Source organism: Micromonospora sp. CNZ309, from assembly GCF_002846525.1.
The window spans coordinates 1658140-1679674 of record NZ_PJNG01000001.1 but is presented as its reverse complement, the minus strand read 5'-3'; the positions used below and the strand labels follow the sequence as shown (position 1 = coordinate 1679674).

Genomic DNA, 21535 nt, shown 5'->3' with positions numbered 1-21535 from the left:
CGCGGCCGGCGTCGACGACCCGGACGGCGCGCGGATCAGGGCGACGCCGGCGGGCGGTGGACGACCAGCATGGCGATGTCGTCGGTCGGCTGCTCGGCGGCCAGCGCGCCCATCACCGTGGCGCAGACCTGCTCGGCCGGCGCCGGCCGGACCACGTCGGCGAGCCGCCCGAGGCCGACGTCGATGACCTCGTGGCGGCGTTCGACGAGGCCGTCGGTGAAGCAGACGAACACCGCTCCCGGCGGGAACCGCACCTCCGTGTGCTGGCGGGCCGGCGGCCGGCGACCCGTGCCGAGCGGGGGGTCGGCGTGGACCGCGACGGGCTCGCCCGACCGCCCCGGTACGGCGAGGACGGGACGCAGGTGCCCGGCGGCGGAGAGCCGGATGCGGGTGCGGTCGGGGGAGATCATGGCGTACAGCGCCGTGGTCAGGTTGCCGGCCTCGAAGTGGCCGACCTTGCGGTCGAGGAGCGTCAACGCCTCCGCCGGGTCGTCGCAGACCAGCGCGTAGGCGCGCAGCGCGCTGCGGATGCGCCCCATCACCACGGCCGACTGGAGGCCGTGGCCCGACACGTCGCCGATGACCAGGCCCAGCCAGCCCGACGGCAGGACGAACACGTCGTACCAGTCGCCGCCGACGCCGGCGACGTGCCCGGGCACGTAGCGGGCGGCCAGGTCGAGGCCCGGCACGCCGGGCAACTGGGTGGGCAGCAGGCTGCGTTGCAGGGCGAGGGCGGCGCTGTGGTCGAGGTTGTTCGACCGGGCGAGGCTGGCCAGGCTGGCCCGGTCGGCGACCAGCTCCAGCAGGCGTACGTCGTCGTCGGTGAAGTGACGTCGGCGCAGCGTGCCGACGTGCAGGACCCCGATCAGCTCGCCCCGGGCGAACACCGGCACGCCGAGCAGCGACCGCAGCCCCATCGACACCAGGACCGGGTTGACGACGCTGCCGGGGACGACGTCCTCGACGACCACCGGGCGTCGGGTCAGGGCGATGCGGCCGGCGAACCCGCGGCCCACGGAGACGCGGAAGCCCTGCCGGACCTCCTCCTCCAGCCCCTTCGCCGCGGTGGCCACGAGCTGCTGGGCGTGCGTGTCCAGCAGGAGGATGGCCGCCGTGTCGACGTCGAGCAGGTCCCGGACACGGTCGAGCAGCTCGTCGAAGAGGTCGGCGGCGTCGAGGCGGGACAGCGTCGCGTCGGTCACCGCCTGGATGCGGCGCAACCGTTCGTCGTCCCCGATGAGCCTCTGCTCGACCACCACAGGATCCTAGCCCCGTGGACCGCGCCGACCGCCTCCGCGACCGTGCGGTGCCGGCGCGGCTCGTCAGTCGCCGGCGGGACCGCCCGGTCAGGCCCGGCGGCGGGTCGCCCACGCCTGGAGGGTGGGCCGGCGGACCACCGCGATGCGGTCGCCACGGGCGCGCAGCGACGTACGTCCGCCGCGTCCGCGGCGGACGGTCAGGTCCACGGTGCGACCGCCGACCCGCACGCCCTCCAGCACGATCTCCGGCAGCCACTCCGGCAGGTGCGGATCGACGAAGATCGTGCGCAGCGGCGCGGCCGGGCGCAGCGCCAGCAGGGCCTGGATCAGCGCCACGACCGCGCTGGCGGACCAGGCCTGCGGGGAGCAGGAGTCCGGATAGACGCCGGGGTGCGGGTGGGCGTCGTCGCGGGGCAGGCCGCTGAGCACCTCCGGCAGGCGGTGCCCGGCGAAGAGCGCCGCCGCGGAGAACATGCCCTCCGCGAGCCGGTGCAGGTGCTCCCAGCAGCCGTAGCGGGCCAGCCCCAGGCCGATCGTGCCCGCCTCGACGGGCCAGACGCTGCCCCGGTGGTAGCTGAACGGGTCGTAGGCCGGGTGCGCCGAGGACAGGGTGCGCACGCCCCAGCCGCTGAACATGTCGGGGGCGAACAACCGGTCGGCGACCAGGGGCGCGATGCGGGTGGGCACGATCCCGGCGGCCAGCAGGTGCCCGTCGTTGGAGTTGACCGAGCGCACCTGCCGCTTGTCCGGTCCCAGCGCCAGCGCGTAGCAGCCCCGCTCCGGCATCCAGTAGGCCCGTTGGAAGCGGCGCCGCAGGGCGGCGGCCCGGCGCACCAGCCCGGCGCCGTACGCGGGGTGACCGGTGGCGGCGAAGACCATCCCGGCGTGCCGCAGCGCGGCGTACCAGTACGCCTGCAACTCGCTGGTCGCGATCGGGTTCGGCACCACCTCGCCGTGCTCGTCGACGATGGCGGTGTCCGAGTCCTTCCAGCCCTGGTTCTTCAGCCCGGCGGGGGAGCGGCGGTGGTATTCGAGGAAGCCGTCCCGGTCGAGGTCGCCGTACCGGTCGATCCAGCCCAGGACGCGCCGCGCGGTGGGCAGCAGGTCCCGCACGGTGTCGAGGTCCCCGGTCCAGGCCAGGTACTGGCCGAGGAAGACCAGGAAGTCCGGCGCGGTCGACCAGTCGCCGTGGTAGCCGGCGAACGGGTCGATCCCGAGCGCGGACACGGGGCCCCGTCGTGCCTCGTGCAGCGGCTTGCCGGGTTCCTCGTCGCGCCAGTCGTCGACGCGCCGCCCGAGGTGGTGGGCGTTGAGCCGCAGGCTGTCCGCCAGCATCGTGGGGCCGGCGAGCAGCGCCTGCCACGAGGCGGTCATCGTGTCGCGGCCGAAGATCTCCTGGTAGATCGGCAGACCGGCCATGGGCGCCGTCGGCCCGTCCGGTTCCCCCAACGGCAGCACGGACAGGTCGTCGACGGCGCACCGCCAGGCGGCGGTGACGTCGAAGTTGCTGCTGCCCAGCCGCGCGAGTTCGCGGGCCAGGGTGCCCCGGGCACGCGCGGCGGCGTCGTCCGGCTCGGCGAAGCCCGGCGGCGGCGCGGCGAGGCGCTGCCCGTCGAAGACCGGCTCGACGAGCAGGTCCACCCGCCGGGACTCCCGGGGCGCCACCGCGACGTCGACGGTGAGGGCGCCCTCGGCGTACCGGACGGGCAGGTCGGTCCGTACGCCGATCGCCACCGCCCGGTCGAGGCCGTCGCACCGGTAGGTCAGGCGGAGCTCCCGTTCCCGCTCGTCCCAGTCCGCGTCGACCGTGCCGGACTGCGCCCGGCGGCCGGTCTCCGCCTCGCTGGTGTCGGCGAAGTCGGCGGCGAGGTGGATGCGCAGCCGCAGGTCCAGCGGCACGGCCGCGTAGCTGAGCACGGTGAGCCGGGTCCGCAGCCCCTCCCCGACGAAGCGCTCCACCAGCAGGTAGGCCGCGCGGGAGGGCAGCGTCTCGGCGTCGCCGAGGGCGGCGTACGAGAGTTGGGCGTGTCCGGCCACGTTGGCCGTGCTGAACGGGACCGGCTCGCGGCCGTCCACGCTGAGGCGTTCGGCGCTCAGCACCCGGGTGTTGCGGGCGAAGAAGCCCTGCGGATCGGCCCCGGTGATCCGGCCGCGTACGTCGGTGACCAGGGTGCTCCAGCCGCTCGCCACGTAGTTCAGGTCCGGGCGGACGCGCAGGTCGCGGACGCGGCTCATCGCGGCCGGGGCGGGATCGCGCCGGGGCGGGCGCGTCGCGGGTGCGCAGGCGTGGACAGCATCGGGTGCACCCCCTGGCCGGCGGCTGCGGGCCGGAGCGCACCCTCGGGTGCCGACCCGGCCCGTCGGACAGCGGTCCCTACCCGCTCGCGCCGCCGCTACACGTGTCCCGGCGCGGCCGGCCGGTGCCCGCACGAGGCCGACTGCTCAGGGTCCGTCGCCCGGCTCCGGCGCCCGCCCGCGTTCCGCCGGCCCGTGCGGGCTCGCCCCCCACGGGCCGGCGGCGGTGGTCAGTGGCGGAACGACCGGCGTACGACGCCGCCGACGAGCGCGCACCAGGTGTCGAGGTCCAGCTTGCCGTGGGCCGGCAGGCCGTGGACGCGCTGGAGGTCCTTGACGGCCATCTTGGTCGGGTGGTCGTACTCGCCGGTGGGGATGACCTCGGTGTGGCCCCGGAAGTTCAGCAGGAACTGCACGGCGGTGACCGGTAGGCCGGAGGCGTCCCTGCCCAGCTCCGGCACCAGGGTCTCCCAGGTGGGCGCGGTGAGGGTGGCGTCGACGTCGACACCGATGCCGTTGCGGTACTGCCAGTCCTGCACGGCGGCGACGGTGGCGGCGTCGAAGACGCTGTTGACCGGTACGGCGTAGCCCCGGTGGGCGAGCAGGTACTGCACCACCCGCACGGAGGGGGAGCCGACGAAGCGCCACAGGTCCGGCCAGCGGCGGGCCGGCACGTCGCCGAGGTCGGTGCCGAGTTCCTCGAAGACCCGGCGGCGCAGGGTGGGGAACTGCCGGTAGAAGGCCGCCCCGGGGCAGAGCGTGGTACGGAAGTCCCAGTGGCCGAAGATGTCGTGGGCGTGCAGCCCGTACCGCCGGCAGATGGTGGCGCAGAGCGCGACCAGCGAGTCCAGCAGGGCCTCCGGCGGCGTCTCGGTGACGTACGTGCCCTCGTTCTCGATGCCGATGGCGCGGCCGTTCTCGCCCGGGCAGTGTGCCGAGATCATCTGCCGGTCGCCGGCCCGCAGCCGCTCCAGGCTGCCCCGGCGCCCCTCCATGACGTAGCCGCCGCGGCTGATGGTGAAGTGCTGGCCGGTGTCGGACCAGCCGTTGCCGTCCATGTGCAGGTTCTGGCAGTCGCGGGCCAGCTTGACCGCCTGCGCCTCGGAGTAGTCGGTGACGTTGGGGAACGCCATGTGGTGCACGATGATCTTGTTGGTGGGGATGGCGCTGACCGACAGCGGGTCCGCCGGCGGGCGCGCGCCCCACTCGTCGCAGCTGTAGATCCAGTCCAGTTCGGAGCCGGGGTCCGCCTGCGCGGTGCCCGGGAGGGCGAGCTGGCTGCCGACGACCGCGACCGTGGCGGCGCCGAGGCCGGCGCGCAGCAGGGTCCGGCGGTCCAGTGCGGAATCCTCGACGTGCATGGCGTCTCTCCTCTGCGGCCGGAGGTGGGGGCGGGGGCGGCCCCGTGAAAAGGAACTCCAGGCTTCGCGTGTGCAGTGGAGGATATTGCCAAGGCGCGGCAGTGCGCCAGAGGCCGACCGTCAGAGCACCTGGGAGAGGAAGCGGCGCAGCCGGGGATGCTCCGCCCGCTCGAAGATCGCGGCCGGCTCACCGGCCTCCAGCACCACGCCGCGATCCATGAACGCCACCGTGTCGGCGACCTCGCGGGCGAAGCCCATCTCGTGGGTCACCACCACCATCGTCATGCCACCGGCGGACAACTCGGCCATCAGCCCCAGCACACCCTTGACCAGCTCCGGGTCCAGGGCGGAGGTCGCCTCGTCGAAGAGCATCACCTGCGGGCGCAACGCCAGCGCGCGGGCGATCGCGACCCGCTGCTGCTGCCCGCCCGACAGGTGCGCCGGGCGGGCGTCGGCCTTGGCCGCCAGCCCCACCAGCTCCAGGTGGTCGCGGGCGACCGCCGCCGCCTCGTCCGCGTCGAGCTTGCGGATGCGGCGCAGCGCGAGGGTGACGTTGCGCAGCACGCTCATGTGCGGGAAGAGGTTGAACTGCTGGAAGACCATGCCCACCCGCTGCCGCAGGGCGTCCGGGTCGTCGCCGCGCACGCTGCGCCCGTCGAGCAGCACGTCGCCGCGGTCGGGCTCGATGAGCCGGTTGATCGTACGCAGCAGGGTGGACTTGCCCGACCCGGACGGGCCGATCACGCAGGCCGTCGCCCCGCGCGCCACGTCCAGGTCCACCCCGCGCAGCACCCGGTTCGCCCCGAAGGCAAGGTGCACGTCGCGGACGCTCAGGCTCACCGAGGTCGTCGTGTCGATGCTCATCGCTGGTTCCCTCCCGCCGCGCCCGGCAGCGCCAGGTCGAGGTCGTCGTCGGCGTCGCCGGGGGTGGCCTGCCGGCCGTGCCGCAGCCGCCGGTCGATCCAGTTGACGGCGTGCGTCAGCGGGACCGTCAGCGTCAGGTAGAACAGCCCGGCCAGCAGCAGCGCCGACTGGTTGCCGGTGTTCGCCGCGTAGTCCTGCCCGATGCGGAACAGCTCGCGCTGGCTGGCCAGCAGACCGAGGAAGTAGACCAGACTGGAGTCCTTGATCAGCGCGATGAGCTGGTTCACCCAGGCCGGCAGCACCCGCCGGATCCCCTGCGGGACGATCACCAGGCGCATCGCCTCGCCCCAGGACAGGCCCAGCGCCCGGGCCCCCTCCAGCTGCGCGGCCTCCACCGACTGGATGCCGGAGCGGAAGATCTCGCCGATGTAGGCCGCCGCGATCAGCGACAGGGCCAGGATGCCCAGGGGATACGGGTTGGGCCCCCACACCTGCATCCCCAGCGGCGCCAGGCCGACCCCGATGAGCAGGATCGTCGCCGCGGCCGGCAGGCCGCGGAACACGTCGGTGTAGACCCGCGCCGGCCACCGCAACCACCGCGTACGCGAGATGCCGGCGACGGCCAGCGCCATGCCGAGCACCGAGCCGAGCAGGGCGGCGGAGATCGCCAGGATCAGCGTGTTGGGCAGCCCCACCGTCAGCATCTCGGGCAGCGCCTCGCGCATGGAGTCCGCGTCGAAGAAGGTCTCCCACAGGGTGCTCAACGGATCCATCGTCGCTCCCACCGCCCCGCCCGCTCGTCGTCCGTACGTCTCAGGAGGTGGCCGACGTCGACGGCACCGCGACCGTGCCGCTGCCCGGCGTGAAGTCGGCCGGGATCGGCCGGCCCGGGTAGTACTGGGCCTGCAGGCGGCTCCACGTGCCGTCGGCGATCACCTCGTCGAGCCCCTTGTTCAGCGCCTCGCGCAGCTTGTCGTTGCCCTTGGCGACCGCGTACGCCGTCGGGGCCGGGCTGAGCAGCTTGGCCGCCACCGTGATCTTGCCGCCGCTGTCGGCGGCCGACTTGTCGCCGATCTCGGCCGGGGCGATCCAGGCGTCGGCCGTGCCGGCCTTGAGCTGGTTGATCGCGCCGTTGTAGTCGGGCACCCGGACCGGATCGAGCCCCTCGCCGGTGGCGTAGTCGTCCTGGACGGTGCCCTGCACGACCACCACCCGCTTGCCGGCGAGCTGGTCGAAGCCGGTGACGGACGAGCCGGCCGGCACGTCGAGTCCGAAGTGGCCGAAGTCGTAGCCGTTGCCGAAGTCGACGGTCTTCTTGCGCGCCTCGGTGATCGTGATAGAGGAGCTGCCGACGTCGAACTTGCGGTTGTTGACCTGCGAGAGCAGGGCGGAGAAGTCGGTGCCGACGAACTCCACCTTCAGGCCGACCTTCTGCGCGACCGCGACGAGCAGATCGTTGTCGAAGCCGGTGAACTTCCCGTCCTTGAGGTAGACGTTCGGCGGGGCGTCGGTGAGCGTGCCGGCGCGCAGCACGCCCGGCTGGAGCAGACCGTACGGGTTGTCGGCCGCGCCGGCCGCGTCGTCGCCGCAGCCGGTCAGGGCGGTGGCGGCGAGGACGGCGGCCACGCCGAGGGCGGCGGCCCGGGTGAGGGACGTCAGGATGCGCACAGGTGTCTCCGATGAGGTGTCTCCGGCGACGGGCACGGGCGTGCGTCGCCGACGGTGCGCCCGATGGGCGTACCGCTGGGATGGTTCCGGGAAGAGGGGGTGGCGCGCCTAGCGCGCGTCGCCGGGGCGACAGGAGGTGGCGCAGACCCGCATCATGTCGATGTGGCGGCGCCGCGTCAGCGCCGGCGACGCCGGTGCCACGGCGGAGACCGCCGGTGGGGGGAAGGTGCGCAGGTGCATGGCTCTCCTCGGTCGGTGTCGACCTGGAACCAGGCCGCGCTTGCACCGGAGCCGCTCCGATGCCTGGTCTTCACCCGGGGCACCCCTGCGCGGACGAGGGTTGCCGGCCAGCGAGCCGGGGCTTGACGCTGGCGCTCATGACCTGCCGACGAGGCTAGCAGCCCCCCACGCCGGGCCGTCCAGCCGTTATGACCACCCTCACGCGCTCCCGGCGCCCCCGGGGGTGCTCCCCGGTCACTCCTCGATCGCCCCGCCGACGCGGCGCAGGTGCTGCCGGAAGGTGAGCCCGGGCTCGGCGGCGCGACGGGCCAGGTAGTCGGCGAAGGCGGTCTGCTCCCGCAGCGTCTCCCCGGCGCGGATGCGCCGCGCCTGGAGCCGTTCGACGGTGCCGATGCGCTCCGCCGCCGCGAACAGCTCCGCAGCCCGCGCGGCGGGCAGGAACAGCACCCCGTCGTCGTCGGCGACCACGAGGTCGTCGGCGGTCACCAGGTGCGGCCCGACCCGGGCGCTGGTCAGCGTCTCCGGCTCCCTCGGATCGAGCCGGGCCGGCCCCGCCGGCAGGCTGCCGTAGCTGAAGACCGGCAGGCCGATCTCCACCAGCTCCGGGGTGTCGCGGTGCAGACCCCAGACGACGAGCCCGGCGACACCGGCCGCGGCGCCCTCCAGCACCGCCAGGTCCCCGACGCACGCCTCGTCGGTCCGCCCGCCGTTGTCGATGACGAGCACGTCACCGGCGGCGGCGTCGCCGTACGCCTCCAGGAACACGTCCACGCTGCCGTGGTGGCGCACCGGCAGCACCCGGCCCACGAGGCGGTGACCGGGCACGACCGCCCGGATCCCGGCCGGCGCCGCGCGCGGGGGCACGCCGAGGCGTACGCAGGCGTCGGCGATCAGCGGCGTGGACAGCTCGGCGAAGCGCTCCCGCATGACGTCCTCCCGGCGGCGCGGTGGTGCGTGGGTCGTCATCGTAGGAAGCACGGGTGCCGCCGCGGCGAGGTCCAATCCGGTGCCGCTGGCTCGGACCTAGACTGTCCACGTGATCCCGATCGAGGCCGTCGCCGTCGCCTACGGCCGCTGGATCACCCCCGACCTGCCGCTGTACGGCAACGACCACGACCGTTCCGACTTCGCTCCCTGACCGGCCCGGTGCCACACCGCCCGCCGTTCACCCCCGCCACACCTCCGGGAGCGTTCCGCCATGCCCACACCCGAGCACACCGACGTCGTACCGCCCGCCGCCGCCGATTTCACCGACACCTCCGCCGTCGCGGTGCTCCGGGCGCCACGGGCCGCCCGGGTCCTGGCGGCCAGCCTGCTCGGCCGGATCCCGCTCGGCGCGGCCCCGCTGGCCCTGCTGGTGTTCGCCCGCGAGAGCATGACGCTGACCGTCGCGGGCCTGCTCGTCGGCGCGTTCACCGCCGGCACCGCCGTGGGCCAGCCGATGCTCGCCCGGATGGCGCAGCGCTGGCGGCAGCCGCCGGTGCTGTGGCTGGCCGTGACGGCGTCGACGATCGGCTTCGCCCTCACGGCCGCGCACGTGAACCTGCCGGTGACGGTGTGCGCCGCCGCCCTGGCCGGGGCGGGTGCGCCGCCGTTCGAGTCGTGCCTGCGGGTGCTCTGGCGCGACCTGCTCCCCGCGCACCGCGTGCAGACCGCGTACACCCTGGACATCGCCGTCCAGGAGCTGATCTTCATCCTCGGCCCGGTGGTCACGCTCGCCGCCGTGGCCCTGGCCGGCCCGACCGGCGGTCTGGCCGCCGCCGCGGGCTTCCAGGCGGCCGGCACCGCGTGGTTCGCCACGACCGACGCGGTGCGTCGCTGGCGGGGCGAGCCGGCCGTACGCCACTGGGCCGGGCCGCTGCGTGCCGGCCGGCTGCGCCTGGTCCTCGGCGCGTTGCTGCTGGTCGGCGCGGCGGTGGGCAGCGTGACGGTCGCCGCGACCGGTTACGCCGAGGCCGCCGGAGCCCGGTCCTGGGCGGGCTGGCTGCTCGCCGCGCAGGCCACCGGGGCGCTGGTCGGCGGCCTGCTCTACGTACGCTTCGGCGGGCTGCGCCGGCACGCCACGCTGCCCCGCGCGGTCGGCGTCTTCGCCGTCGGCTACCTGCCGTTGCTGCTCACCCCGACCCCGCCCGCGATGCTGGGGCTGATGGCGGTCAGCGGGCTCGCGCTGCCGGCGCTGCTGACCATCGCCTTCGTCGCGATCGACGACGTGGCTCCCACCGGCACGGTGGCCGAGGCGTTCGCGTGGGCGGCGACGGCGTTCTCGGTGGGCAGCGCGGGCGGCGCGGCGGTGGCCGGTGCCGTGCTGGACGCGGCGGGGGAGGTGACCGTCGGCTTCCTGATCGCCCCGCTGAGCGCCGTCGCGGCGTGCGGGATCGCGCTGGCCGCCACCCGCGCCGCCGGCGGCGGTCGATCGGCGAGCTGATCGAGGGGCCGGTCGGCGGTGCGCCGGGGCGGGCTCAGACCCCGGCCGCCGACTCCTCGGCTGGCTGGCCCGGCTGCCCGGGTACGACCGCCGCCGGCACCCGCGGCAGCGTGAACACGAAGCGGGTCCCGTCGCGGTACGCCTCGTCCAGGCCCAGCGTCCCGCCGTGGTACTCGACGACCTTCTTGCACACCGCCAGCCCGATGCCGGTGCCCGGGTACGCGCCCCGGGGGTGCAGCCGCTGGAAGATGACGAAGATCTTCTCCGCGTACCGGGGGTCGATGCCGATGCCGTTGTCCTCGACGGCGAAGGACCAGCCCTGCGCGGTGTCCGTCACGGTGACCCGGATGCGCGGCGCCCGGTCCGGGTCGCGGAACTTGACCGCGTTGCCCAGCAGGTTCTGCCACAGCATGGTCAGCAGGGTCGGCTCGCCCCGTACGGTGGGCAGCGGGTCGCGGTCGATCGTCGCGCCCGACTCCTCCACGGCCCGGGACAGGTTCGCCTCGGCCTGCGCGAACACCTCGGCCAGGTCGACCTCCCGCTCGTCGCCGTAGACCCGGCCGATCCGGGAGAAGGTGAGCAGATCGTTGATCAGCTCCTGCATGCGGCTCGCCCCGTCGACGGCGAAGCCGATGTACTGCCGGGCCCGGTCGTCGAGCTGGTCGGCGTAGCGGCGCTCCAGCATCTGACAGAAGGACGCCACCTTGCGCAGCGGCTCCTGAAGGTCGTGCGAGGCGACGTACGCGAACTGCTCCAGGTCCTCGTTGGAGCGGCGCAGCTCGTCCGCCTGCTGTTCCAGGGCGTCGCGGTCGTGCTGACTGCGTTCCCACGCCTCCACGACGGCGCGGCGCATCGTCTCCACGTCGCTGGTCAGCCGGGCGATGTCGGCCGGCCCGTCGGGCCGCAGCCGGTGCCGGAAGTCGCCGCCGGCCACCTGACGCACCGAGGCGCCCAGCCGGTCCAGCGGCCGCAGCACCCGCGTACGCACCAGCACGGAGCCGACGATCCCGCACACCAGCAGGGCCGCGAGGATCGCCACGAAGGTCAGGTCCCGCAGCGCCCGGGCGGCGTCGAGGTCGTCCCGGCCGGCGTCGCGGATTCCGTCCAGGCGGCCGACCAGCCCGGTCAGCTCGGCGCGCACCGCCTCGAAGGTCTGCGCGTCCCCGGTCACCAGCGGCGCCAGCTCCTGCGGCGGCGCGCCGGCCTGCCGGGAGGCGATCAGGCGTTCGGCGAACTCCGTGCGCCAGCGGTCGGCCAGCCGCCGCGACCGCTCCAGGTCGCCCAGCGCCTCCGGCTCGTCGGCGAGCAGGACGCGCAGCCGCGACATGGTGGCGCGTTCGCCCTCGACGCCCTGCCGGTACGAGTCGAGGAAACGCGGATCGGCGGTGACGACGTGGCCGCGTACGGCCGCCGCCTGGGCGAGCAGGCCGCTGTCGAGCTGGCCGACGGCCGTACGGGCCGGGGCGATCCGGTCGGCGAGATGGTTGGAGACCCCGGCGGTGTGCCGCAGCGCGGCGGCGCCGGCGCCGCCGCCGAGCAGGACGATGGCGGACATCGTCAGCAACAGGACAGTGAGCCACCGGCGGGTCGTCATCGGACGACGGGTCGTTGCCTCGGGAGTCGCCTCGCTGCCCACGACCTGCACCTTAGTGCAGCCGACGCGGCGCGGGCGCGGGGTGCTTGCCCTCGGGTGCTACCAGTGGCGTGTGTCCGTAACCGACCATGCCGCCGTCCGCCGGGACGCCCCGGACGTCCGGGGGCCGGAAGCAGCCGTTGCGCCGATGGCCGCGCCGGCGCCCGCGACCACAATGGCGACCGGGGGCGGCCCCACCGCCCCCGGCACGGGGGAGGTGTACGCGTGAGCGGCTGGCAGGTCTCCGGCTACCGTCCGGTGCGGCAGCTCGGCGCCGGCGCGTCCGGCCGGGTGGACCTCGCCGTGCACGACGCGACCGGCACCCCGGTCGCGATCAAGTACCTCACCGGCGGGATCGGCGACGATCCGACGTTCCGTACCGCGTTCCGCGCCGAGGCCCGGCTGCTGGCCGAGATCGACGACCCGCACGTCTCCCGCCTCTACGAGTACGTCGAGTCGCCCAGCGGCGCGGCGATCGTCATGGAGCTGGTCAACGGGGTGTCGCTGCGGCAGATGCTGCGCACGCACGGACCGACGACGCCGGAGTCGGCGCTCTGCGTCCTCAAGGGCTCGCTGGCCGGGCTCGGCGCGGCGCACGCCAGGGGCGTCGTGCACCGTGACTACAAGCCGGAGAACGTGCTGGTCACCGCCGAGGGCACCAGCAAGCTGGCCGACTTCGGCATCGCCATGCCGGTGGGCGGAAGTTCGGGGGTCAGCGTCACCGGCACCCCCCGCTACATGGCGCCCGAGCAGTGGACGGGCGCGCCGGCCAGCCCGGCCTGCGACATCTACGCGGCCACCGCCACCTTCTACGAGTGCCTCACCGGCCGGCCGCCCTTCGACGGGCGGGACCTGCCGACGCTGCGCCAGCAGCACGCCCGCGCGCCGATCCCGACCGACCCGGCTCCCGTCCCGGTGCACGACCTGCTGCGGCACGGCATGGCGAAGCAACCGGCCGAGCGACCGCAACCCGCCCAGGTCTTCCTGGCCGTGTTGGAGCAGGTGGCGGCCGAGGCGTACGGGCGGCGGTGGGAGGAGCGCGGCCTGCGCGAACTGGCCCGGAGGGTGGCCCTGCTCGCCGCCCTCCTGCCGTTCCCGGACGGCACGGGCGGGGCCACCAGCCTGGCCGGCACCGCGTTCGGCGAGGAGTCGGGCCGGTGGACGTGGCTACGATCCGGCCGGGCCCGCGCGGCGCTGGCCGGCGGCGGGCTGGCGGCGGCGCTCCTGCTGGGTGGCGCCGGGCTCAGCTACGCCGGCCGCGAGGAGCCGTTGCCCGCCGCCGCGACCCCACCACCCGACGTGCCGGCGGCCCCCACGGGCGCGCCGTCCGTCCCGGCCACCGCGCTGGCCACCCCGACGGCCGTGGCGACGCCGACGCCGGACCCGCCGGCCACTGCCCCGGCCCCTGCCCCGACCGCGACGACGGCGGCGCCGGACGGCACGGGCGCCCCGGCGACGTCCGCCCCCAGCCCCGCCGCACCGACCAGCGCCAGCGCCGCGCCGGTGGACACCGTCGCACCCTCTGTCGGACGGGTGACGGCCAGCCCGGGCGAACTCGACCCCCGGGGCTGCCCGTACGGACCCACGTCCAGCACGGTGTCCGCTGTCGTCTCCGACGACCGTACGGCCGCGGGGGAGCTGAGGGTCAGCCTCCGCTACACGCTGGACGGTCGTACGACCGAGGTGCCCATGGCGTCGTCTGCGCGCGGAGTGTTCCGGGGCGTCCTGGGCGACCTGCCCCGGCCGGCGGAGACCACCCGGATCCCGGTCCGGGTCGTCGCCGTGGACGAGGCCGGCAACACCTCGGCCGAGGGTTCGCCGGTCCACGTGACGCTGCATCCATACTGCACGCCGGGCTGAGCCCGGACACCTCGATGCCGACCACGACGACGGAGGACGGGCCGCCGTGACCCAGCCGAACGACCCCACCGAGGCGCTGCCCACCCATCGGCGGCCGGCGGACGCCGCGGAGACCACCCGCCTCGTGGTCCACCGGCCGCAGCAACCGACCGAGCCGACCGTGCACCTGCCACCAGGCGACGCGACGGTGCACCTGTCTGGCGGGGAGCCCACGGCGCGTCTGGCTCCGGGCGACGCCACCGTGCACCTGTCTGGCGGGGAGCCCACGGCGCGTCTGGCTCCGGGCGACGCCACCGTGCACCTGTCGGCCGGGGAGCCCACGGCGCGTCCGGCCTCGGATGACGCGACGGTCTACCTGTCGGCCGGCGGGCCGACCGGGTCGTCGGCCCACGGTGAGGTGACGATGCCGCAGCGCGCCGTCGGCGGGGGGACCGGGACGTGGCCGGCGGCGCGACCCGCGTCGGGGGAGTGGACCGCCCGGGCGACGACCGTGGGGGGCGGGCACGTGACCGGCACCGGGCCCGGTCCGGGGACTCTCTCCGGCGGGCCCACCGGCGCCGCCGCCCCGTCCGGCGGGGAGGTGCGGTTCGGGCCGGGCGTGCCGACGACCCCGCCGCCAGCGCCCGCGTGGCCGTCGCCGCCGCGGCGGCGGTCGGCATGGCGGACGGTGACCTCGGTGCTGTCCACCCTGCTGACCGTCGCGCTGCTCGCCGCCGTCGGCCTCTACCTCTGGCAGCGGATCAGCCCGCTGGAGGTGACCGGGGTGACGCTGGCGGTTGCCCGGCCGGCCGGCGACCGGTGTGACGTCACGATCGACGTGGTCGCCACCGTGTCGACCAACGGCCGGGCCGGGGAGATCCGCTACCAGTGGCTGCGCACCGGCAGCGCGCCCGGCAGCCTGCTGACCGAGCGGGTCGGGCGCGGCCAGCGCACCGTCGAGCTGACGCTGCGCTGGACCTTCAGCGGCGTGGGCACCACGACGGAGACAGCCACGGTCAACATCACCTCACCCGCTCCGGTGCAGGCCCAGACCCCGGTGTCCTACGACTGCCGGCGCCGCTGAGCGGGGTTTCCCGGGTCGTCGCCGGGGGTAGGTCGGGCCGGACGAACCCGGATGCCGTGTGGAGGACTACCGATGAGAGACAACTTCGGCGACGCGGTGGGGGACGCCCTCCGGTCGGTGATGCTGTTCCTGCCCAAGGCCGTCGCCTTCGTGGCGATCCTGGTGGTCGGCTGGCTGATCGCCAAGGCCGTACTGAAGATCGTGGACAAGGTGCTGGAGCGGGTGGGCTTCGACCGTGCCGTGGAACGCGGCGGGATCCGTCGCGCCCTGGCCCGCTCCCGGTACGACGCCAGCGACATCGTCGCCAAGCTCGCCTACTACGGGGTGCTGCTGGTGACCCTCCAGCTGGCCTTCGGCATCTGGGGTCCCAACCCCATCTCCGACCTGATCGCGGGCGTGATCGCCTGGCTGCCCCGCGCCTTCGTCGCGATCGTCATCGTCGTGGTCGCCGCCGCCATCGCCAACGCGGTGAAGGACATCATCAGCGGCGCCCTGGGCGGGCTGTCGTACGGCCGGCTCCTCGCCACCATCGCCTCCGTGTTCATCCTCGGGCTGGGCGTCATCGCCGCGCTCAACCAGATCGGTGTGGCCACCGCCGTCACCACTCCCGTGCTGATCGCGGTGCTGGCCACCGTCGGCGGCATCCTCGTCGTCGGGGTGGGCGGCGGGCTGGTCCGTCCCATGCAGAGCCGCTGGGAGTCGTGGCTGAGCCGGGCCGAGCAGGAGTCGCGGCAGATCGCCACGCACGCCCGCGCCTACCAGGCCGGGCGCCGCGACAGCGAGGCGCACCTCGCCGCGGCTGCCACGAGCGGCGACCCGGAGGCCACGCAGGTGGTGTCCGGCCCCCGTGCCGTCGCGGACCCGGAGGCCACCCAGGTGGTCTCCGGCCCCCGCGTCGACGCCGACCCGACCGTGCCGGTGCCGCGGCAGGGCGAGGCGGACACCACCCAGGTCACCTCGCCCGCCGCAGGCCGCCCGGCCGCGGAGGACAGCGAGGCCACCATGGTCATCCCGCCGCTGGACGGCGAGCAACGCCGCCGCTGAGCACGACGCCGGGGCGGGATCCGACCGGGTCCCGCCCCGGCGTGTGTCCGGCGAAGGGGGGTGCCCGTCCGGGCCGGCGCGACTACGATCGCCGGCATGACGTGGCGATGTTGATGCACTGCTAGGGGCCACTGCCGTGGGCCGCCGCGGTCGCCGTACGTCCGGCGTCCGCTTCGTCCCCACAGGAAGGTCCCATGACTGTCCACCCTCCGCGCGTGTCCGACGCGCGCGTCCGCCGGCTGGCGGCCACCCTCTACGGGTACGCGTTCCTCAGCGAAGCCGTCCTGCTCTATCCGCTGTACGCGCTGCTGTTCAGTGACACCGGCCTGTCGGTCTGGCAGATCTCGTCGCTGTTCGTGATCTGGTCGGCCGCCAGCATCCTGCTGGAGGTGCCCTCCGGCGCGTTCGCCGACGCGGTGTCGCGGCGGCTGCTGCTCGCCCTCGCGCCGGTGGTCACCGCCGCCGGCTTCGCCCTCTGGGTGCTCGTGCCCTCGTACCCGGCCTTCGCCGTCGGGTTCGTGCTCTGGGGCGCCGGCGGGGCCCTCGCCTCGGGGGCGCTGGAGGCGCTGGTCTTCACCGAACTCGACCGCCTCGGTGCCGCCGGCCGCTACGCCCGCGTCATCGGCCGGGCGAAGACCGCCGAGACGCTCGGCGTGCTCGCCTCGATCCTGCTGGCGGGCCCCGCGTTCGCCCTCGGCGGCTACCCGGCCGTCGGCGCGGCCAGCGTGCTGGCCTGCCTGCTCGCCGCCGCCGTCGCCACCCGCCTGCCGGAACACCGCCGGCCCGCGACGACCGTGCCCGCCGACGCCGGCCCGTCCACCGGTGCCGGCGCCGTGCCCATCGAGGCCGTGCCCGTCAACACCGGCCCGTCCACCGGCGCTGTCGCTGCCGACGCGGCGCCCGCCCCTGCCGACGCGGCGCCCGCCGACGTCGTGGCCGACGCGGGAGCCGATCCGACCGGCCGCGACGGCGGGGCGGACGAGGAGGACCTCGGCTGGTGGGCGAGCCTGCGCGCCGGGCTGGCCGAGGTCCACGCCGACTGGGCCGTGCGCGCGGCGGTGCTGCTGGTGGCGGTCGTGGCGGCGGTCTGGGGCGCCCTGGACGAGTACACCCCGCTGCTGGCCCGCGACACCGGCGTCGGCGAGGCGACCGTGCCGCTGCTGCTTCTGCTCACCTGGCTGGGGGTGGCCGTGGGTGGCCTGCTCGCCCCGGCGGGGGAGCGGCTGACCGGCCGGGGGTACGCCGGCCTGCTGGCGCTGTCGGCCCTGACCCTGGCCGCCGGGGCGCTGCTCACCCGGCCGCTCGGCTTCGTGCTGGTCGCCGCCGCGTTCTGCGGCTTCCAGCTCGCCACCGTGCTCGCCGACGCCCGGTTGCAGGCCCGGATCACCGGGGCCAGCCGGGCCACCGTCACCTCGTTGGCCGGAATGGCCACCGACGTCACGATCATCGCGGTCTACGGCGGGTACGGACTGCTCGCCACCGGGGCCGGCAACGGGGTCGCGTTCGCGGTGGCCGCGGTGCCGTACCTGATCGTGGCGCTGCTCCTGGTGATCCGCGCCGGCCGGCCGGCGCGCCCGGGGCCGGGGCGGGCGAGCGGGGCGCAGCCGGGCTGCGGTCCGCAGCACCCGGGCCGCGCCGGCTGACCGGGGCCCGGCGGCGGTCCCTGCGACCGCCGCCGGGTCGCTCGCCCGGCGGGCGACCCGCCACCTCGTGGGTCGGTGACCGGCGGCCGGCGATCTCGGCAGCGTGGGCCGGACGGGGCCGGCGGGTCGCGGGTCAGGCGCCGGCGGTCTCGCCGGTCTGCTCCCAGATCGAACTCATCTCGTCGAAGGCCTGCTCCATGAGCTGCACCATGGCCCGTCGGGCGCGGTCGCCGTCGCGCCGCTGGATCGCCTGGGCCACCTCGGCGTGCAGTTGGAGGGCCTGCTCGTGCGGGTGGTGCGGCATGAGGTGGTGCTGGTGCCGGCCGGTGAGCACCTCGGCGATCAGGTCCTGCAACCGGACGAACATCTCGTTGCCCGAGGCCACCAGGATCCGGCGGTGGAATTCTATGTCGAGCTGGAGGAAGCGCTCCTCGTCGCCGGCCTTGCCGGCGGCCCACATCTTCGCCGCCAGCCCGACCAGGTCGCTCGCCTCGTCGTGGCCGACCCGGCTGGCGGCCAGCCAGGCGGCGTGCGGCTCGACGGCGGTACGCAACTCGGTGATCGAGCGCAGCTGCACGATGCGCCCGGCGGAGGCGAGCCGCCAGCGGATCACCTGCGGATCGAAGACGTTCCAGTGTTCCGACGGGCGGATCATGACCCCCACGCGGCGGCGGGTCTCGATGAAACCGATCGAGGCGAGCACGCGCAACACCTCGCGGACGACCGAGCGGGACACCGCGTAGCGGTCCACCAGGTCGTCGATGTTGAGGACCGACCCGGGTGCCAGTTCCCCGTCGCAGATGGCCGTGCCGAGGCGGTCGAGGACGCGTGCGTGCAGGCCAGCCTCGACAGGGGCGAGCTGGGCGGCCACAGCCCCCGGGGAGGACGATTCCACGCGACGGAGCATATCAGTTAGGTCTACCTCTTGTATAAGTCTGCTTTTTCGGCCTAGCATCCCGAAGTTAAGCGGATGTAAACCGCGAGGTGGCGGCCCACCCGTCGGGGCGGCGGCCACGGCCACGGCATAAGGAGAGATGGACGTGAGACGTCGATCAGTTATCGGGACTTCCCTGGCGATGGTCGTCGCCCTCGGCCTGTCGGCCTGCGGTGGCGGCGGGGACGACGCCGGCGGCTCGAACACCGTCCGGGTGACGCTGGTGAACCACGTCTGGACGGAGAACATCAAGAAGGCGCTGCCGGAGTTCGAGAAGCAGTCGGGCCTTAAGGTGGAGGTCACCCAGCTCGGTGAGGACCAGCTCTCCGACCAGTACAACGTCAAGCTCAACGCCGGGTCCACCGACCTGGACGTGATGATGTACCGGCCGCTTCAGGAGGGGAAGCTGTTCGCCAAGAACAAGTACCTCGCCGACCTGACCGGGAAGAGCAAGTCGGACAGCGCGTTCGAGGTCGGTGACTTCCAGTCCGGGCCGGTGCAGGCGACCACGTACGAGGACAAGGTGGTCGGCGTGCCGATCATCACCGAGCAGGAGGTCCTCTACTACCGCAAGGACCTGCTGGAGAAGTCCGGCTTCACCGCCCCGCCGAAGACCCTCGACGAGCTCAAGGCGCAGGCGGCGAAGGTCGAGGCGGACAACCCGGGCGTGGCGGGCTTCGTGTCGCGTACCGGCAAGTCGGCCGCCGTCACCCAGTTCTCCAGCTTCCTCTACAGCTTCGGCGGCGACTTCGTCGACGCCAGCGGCAAGGCCTCGATCAACAGCGAGCAGGCCAAGCAGGCGTACGCCTACTACGGCGGGCTGCTGCGTGAGCACGGCCCGGAGAACATCAGCACCGACATGAGCTGGTCCGAGGCGATGGCGATCTTCACCCAGGGCAAGGCGGCCTTCTACACCGAGGCCAACTCGCTCTACAAGAACGCCACCGACCCGGCCAAGTCGAAGGTCTCCGACACCGTCGGCTTCGCGGCCTTCCCGGCCGGCCCGGCCGGCTCGAAGCCGTACAACGTCCCGTCCTGGGCGCTCGGCGTCAACGAGGCCTCGAAGAACCAGGACAACGCCTGGAAGTTCATCCAGTGGGCGGCCGGCAAGGAGCAGGCGCTGGCGCAGCAGAAGGCCGGCGTGCCCAGCGCCCGGACCTCCGTCTGGGAGAACCCGGAGGGCTCGGCGACCTACCCGAAGGACCTGGCCGAGGCCACCACGGTCAGCACCGCCAACGGCGTGGGCCACGACCGTCCGCTGGTCGAGAAGGTCGCCCAGGCGCGGGAGATCGTCGGTCAGCCGATCGTCGACGCGATCACCGGCAAGGACGCGGCAGCCTCGGCGGACGCGGCCAACGAGGCGTTCCAGAAGTTCCTCGACGACGAGGCGAAGTAGCCCGAACCGCAGGTGGCGGAGCCGACCGGCTCCGCCACCGCGCGTCGGGACGCTGGCCCTGACCCCCACCCCGGAGACCTCATGTCAGCCGTCACCACACCCGCCACACGATCGCCCGAGGCGCGCCCGCCGTCCCCCGAGACCCCGGCCTGGTCGCGCTGGGCCAACGAGCACCGCAAGTGGCTGTTCGCGGCACCCGCCATGATCTTCGTCGCGGTGCTGATCATCTTCCCGGTGGCGTGGACCGGATACCTCAGCCTGACCGACGCCGAGGGCTCGGTCCGCGCCGAGAGCGAGTTCATCGGCTTCCAGAACTACCTCGACGTGCTCCGCGACACCGACCGGTTCTGGCCGGCCGTGTGGCGCACCGCGCTCTTCACCGGCGTCGTGCTCTTCGTCGAGGTCGTCCTCGGCATGGCGATCGCCCTGCTGCTGTGGCGGCCGTTCCGCGGTGAGAAGTGGGTCCGGGTCGCGATCCTGCTGCCGCTGGTGGCCACCCCGGTCGCGGTCGGCATGATGTGGCGGCTGATCTTCGACCCCAACATCGGCATGGCCAACCAGGTGCTCGGCTGGGTCGGCATCGGCCCGCAGCCCTGGCTCTCCGGGCAGGGCTCCGCCCTGCCGACGACGATGTTCATCGACGTCTGGCAGTGGACGCCGATGGTCGTGCTGATCCTGCTCGCCGGCCTGACGTCGCTGTCCGACGAGCCGCAGGAGGCGGCGCTGATCGACGGCGCCAGCACCTGGCAGCGGTTCCGGCACGTCACCCTGCCGCTGCTGATGCCCACCGTGATCGTCGCGATCCTGCTGCGCGGCATCGACGCGCTCAAGACCTTCGACATCCTCTACGCCACCAAGGGGCGCGGCGGCGGATCGTTCCACGAGGTCGAGACCCTCAACGTCTACGCCTACGGCCTCAGCTTCGACTACAACGACTACGGCGTCTCATCGACCGTCCTCATCATCTTCTTCCTGATCATCATCGGGGTGATGTGGGCCCTGACCTACCGCAAGAAGGGGCTGAACCGATGAAGCTGCGCAGGCCGTACAAGGTCTTCCGGACGGTCGCCCTCGTCCTCGTGGTGCTGTCGCTGATCGCGCCGCTGGTCTGGATGGTCGCCGCGTCGTTGAAGACGAACGTCGACATCTACGACACCGAGAAGGCGTTCGTCTTCTCTCCGACGCTGGACAACTACTCCAACGTCCTGCAGCAGGCCAACTACATCCAGTTCATCGGCAACAGCCTCTGGGTGGCGCTCGCCGCCACCGTGCTGTCGCTGCTACTCGGGGTGCCGGCCGCGTACTCGATGAGCCGCTTCAACATGAAGAAGTCGGCGCTGGTCGTGCTCATGGCGCGGGTCATCCCCGGCGTCTCGCTGCTGGTGCCCTGGTACTACGTCTTCTCGAACCTGCAGATGGTCGGCGGGTTCACCGTGCTGATCCTCAGTCACATGTTCGTGTCGCTGCCGCTGATCGTCTACATCATGATGGGCTACTTCGACGGCCTGCCGACCGAGCTCGAGGAGGCGGCGCTCGTCGACGGGCTGACCCACATCGGCGCGTTCCGGCGGATCACCCTGCCGCTGTCGGTGCCGGGCATCGCCACCGCGGGCATCCTTTCGTTCATCTTCTCCTGGAACAACTTCATGTTCGCCCTCGTGCTGTCCGGGGCCGACACCAAGACGCTTCCGGTGGCGATCTTCGACTTCGTCGGCTACGCCAGCATCGACTGGGGCGGCCTGATGGCGGCGGCGACCGTGGTCACCCTGCCGATCATGCTGATCGCCCTGTTCGTGCAGAAGTACGTCGTCTCCGGTCTCACCGCCGGCGCCACGAAGGGCTGAGGACAC

The 21535-nt window shown here is 73.8% G+C and carries 16 protein-coding genes, 1 pseudogene and 1 riboswitch; of the genes and pseudogenes, 8 read left to right on the top strand and 9 right to left on the bottom strand.

Going from position 1 to position 21535, the window contains the following annotated elements; translation table 11 throughout:
* Positions 1 to 35: 35 nt before the first annotated feature.
* The 7 genes from CLT72_RS06810 to CLT72_RS06780 all read right to left on the bottom strand — a co-directional run bounded on the left by CLT72_RS06810 (position 36) and on the right by CLT72_RS06780 (position 8653).
* Positions 36 to 1256, bottom strand: a complete 1221-nt coding sequence (locus tag CLT72_RS06810; protein WP_101414993.1) for a PP2C family protein-serine/threonine phosphatase — start codon at positions 1254 to 1256, stop codon at positions 36 to 38.
* Positions 1257 to 1346: 90 nt separating this feature from the next.
* Positions 1347 to 3494: an amylo-alpha-1,6-glucosidase gene (locus CLT72_RS06805; protein ID WP_101410068.1), complete on the bottom strand. Its 2148-nt coding sequence runs from the start codon at positions 3492 to 3494 to the stop codon at positions 1347 to 1349.
* Between the two features lie 290 nt (positions 3495 to 3784).
* Positions 3785 to 4915 carry a peptidoglycan recognition protein family protein gene (locus tag CLT72_RS06800; RefSeq protein ID WP_101410066.1) on the bottom strand — a complete coding sequence of 377 codons (1131 nt, stop codon included), beginning with the start codon at positions 4913 to 4915 and terminating at the stop codon, positions 3785 to 3787.
* 120 nt (positions 4916 to 5035) lie between these two features.
* Positions 5036 to 5773, bottom strand: coding sequence for an amino acid ABC transporter ATP-binding protein (locus CLT72_RS06795; protein ID WP_101414992.1), 738 nt, complete (start codon positions 5771 to 5773; stop codon positions 5036 to 5038).
* Between the two features lie 2 nt (positions 5774 to 5775).
* Positions 5776 to 6552, bottom strand: coding sequence for an amino acid ABC transporter permease (locus CLT72_RS06790; RefSeq protein WP_101410064.1), 777 nt, complete (start codon positions 6550 to 6552; stop codon positions 5776 to 5778).
* 40 nt (positions 6553 to 6592) lie between these two features.
* Positions 6593 to 7447, bottom strand: a complete 855-nt coding sequence (locus tag CLT72_RS06785; RefSeq protein WP_101410062.1) for an ABC transporter substrate-binding protein — start codon at positions 7445 to 7447, stop codon at positions 6593 to 6595.
* Positions 7448 to 7718: 271 nt separating this feature from the next.
* Positions 7719 to 7830: riboswitch (SAM riboswitch) on the bottom strand.
* A gap of 91 nt (positions 7831 to 7921) precedes the next feature.
* Entirely contained in the window at positions 7922 to 8653 is a 732-nt protein-coding gene (locus CLT72_RS06780) for an RraA family protein (RefSeq protein ID WP_250102263.1), read from the bottom strand.
* A 232-nt stretch (positions 8654 to 8885) separates the two neighbouring features.
* Between CLT72_RS06780 and CLT72_RS06775 the strand changes: the two genes are divergently transcribed.
* On the top strand, positions 8886 to 10112 hold the full coding sequence (locus CLT72_RS06775; RefSeq protein ID WP_144082204.1) for an MFS transporter: 1227 nt from the start codon (positions 8886 to 8888) through the stop codon (positions 10110 to 10112).
* Positions 10113 to 10146: 34 nt separating this feature from the next.
* On the opposite strand, the gene CLT72_RS06770 is transcribed toward CLT72_RS06775, so the two are convergent.
* Positions 10147 to 11706 carry a sensor histidine kinase gene (locus CLT72_RS06770; protein WP_101410058.1) on the bottom strand — a complete coding sequence of 520 codons (1560 nt, stop codon included), beginning with the start codon at positions 11704 to 11706 and terminating at the stop codon, positions 10147 to 10149.
* 264 nt (positions 11707 to 11970) lie between these two features.
* Here CLT72_RS06770 and CLT72_RS06760 point away from each other — a divergent pair, with 264 nt between their 5' ends.
* The 4 genes and pseudogenes from CLT72_RS06760 to CLT72_RS06745 form a co-directional block, all read left to right on the top strand.
* Positions 11971 to 13605 carry a serine/threonine-protein kinase gene (locus CLT72_RS06760; protein ID WP_101410054.1) on the top strand — a complete coding sequence of 545 codons (1635 nt, stop codon included), beginning with the start codon at positions 11971 to 11973 and terminating at the stop codon, positions 13603 to 13605.
* Between the two features lie 46 nt (positions 13606 to 13651).
* Positions 13652 to 14668, top strand: a complete 1017-nt coding sequence (locus tag CLT72_RS06755; RefSeq protein WP_101410052.1) for a hypothetical protein — start codon at positions 13652 to 13654, stop codon at positions 14666 to 14668.
* 72 nt (positions 14669 to 14740) lie between these two features.
* Positions 14741 to 15712, top strand: a complete 972-nt coding sequence (locus CLT72_RS06750; protein WP_101410050.1) for a mechanosensitive ion channel family protein — start codon at positions 14741 to 14743, stop codon at positions 15710 to 15712.
* Positions 15713 to 15933: 221 nt separating this feature from the next.
* Positions 15934 to 17355, top strand: a pseudogene (locus tag CLT72_RS06745) (MFS transporter); the annotation flags it as partial.
* 133 nt (positions 17356 to 17488) lie between these two features.
* On the opposite strand, the gene CLT72_RS06740 reads toward CLT72_RS06745, so the two are convergent.
* Entirely contained in the window at positions 17489 to 18250 is a 762-nt protein-coding gene (locus CLT72_RS06740; protein WP_231926095.1) for a FadR/GntR family transcriptional regulator, read from the bottom strand.
* Between the two features lie 145 nt (positions 18251 to 18395).
* Here CLT72_RS06740 and CLT72_RS06735 point away from each other — a divergent pair, with 145 nt between their 5' ends.
* The 3 genes from CLT72_RS06735 (at position 18396) to CLT72_RS06725 (ending at position 21529) form a co-directional block, all read left to right on the top strand.
* Entirely contained in the window at positions 18396 to 19685 is a 1290-nt protein-coding gene (locus CLT72_RS06735) for an ABC transporter substrate-binding protein (RefSeq protein WP_250102267.1), read from the top strand.
* 81 nt (positions 19686 to 19766) lie between these two features.
* On the top strand, positions 19767 to 20717 hold the full coding sequence (locus CLT72_RS06730; protein ID WP_199184500.1) for a carbohydrate ABC transporter permease: 951 nt from the start codon (positions 19767 to 19769) through the stop codon (positions 20715 to 20717).
* Positions 20714 to 21529 carry a carbohydrate ABC transporter permease gene (locus CLT72_RS06725; protein WP_089000204.1) on the top strand — a complete coding sequence of 272 codons (816 nt, stop codon included), beginning with the start codon at positions 20714 to 20716 and terminating at the stop codon, positions 21527 to 21529. The genes CLT72_RS06730 and CLT72_RS06725 overlap by 4 nt, the downstream gene beginning before the upstream one ends.
* Positions 21530 to 21535: the final 6 nt, after the last annotated feature.

Coding starts and splice junctions, on each gene's coding strand:
- CLT72_RS06770 (WP_101410058.1), bottom strand. CDS start 11,706: ATGACGACCCGCCGGTGGCTCACTGTCCTGTTGCTGACGATGTCCGCC.
- CLT72_RS06750 (WP_101410050.1), top strand. CDS start 14,741: ATGAGAGACAACTTCGGCGACGCGGTGGGGGACGCCCTCCGGTCGGTG.
- CLT72_RS06800 (WP_101410066.1), bottom strand. CDS start 4,915: ATGCACGTCGAGGATTCCGCACTGGACCGCCGGACCCTGCTGCGCGCC.
- CLT72_RS06805 (WP_101410068.1), bottom strand. CDS start 3,494: ATGAGCCGCGTCCGCGACCTGCGCGTCCGCCCGGACCTGAACTACGTG.
- CLT72_RS06725 (WP_089000204.1), top strand. CDS start 20,714: ATGAAGCTGCGCAGGCCGTACAAGGTCTTCCGGACGGTCGCCCTCGTC.
- CLT72_RS06790 (WP_101410064.1), bottom strand. CDS start 6,552: ATGGATCCGTTGAGCACCCTGTGGGAGACCTTCTTCGACGCGGACTCC.
- CLT72_RS06730 (WP_199184500.1), top strand. CDS start 19,767: ATGTCAGCCGTCACCACACCCGCCACACGATCGCCCGAGGCGCGCCCG.
- CLT72_RS06780 (WP_250102263.1), bottom strand. CDS start 8,653: ATGACGACCCACGCACCACCGCGCCGCCGGGAGGACGTCATGCGGGAG.
- CLT72_RS06775 (WP_144082204.1), top strand. CDS start 8,886: ATGCCCACACCCGAGCACACCGACGTCGTACCGCCCGCCGCCGCCGAT.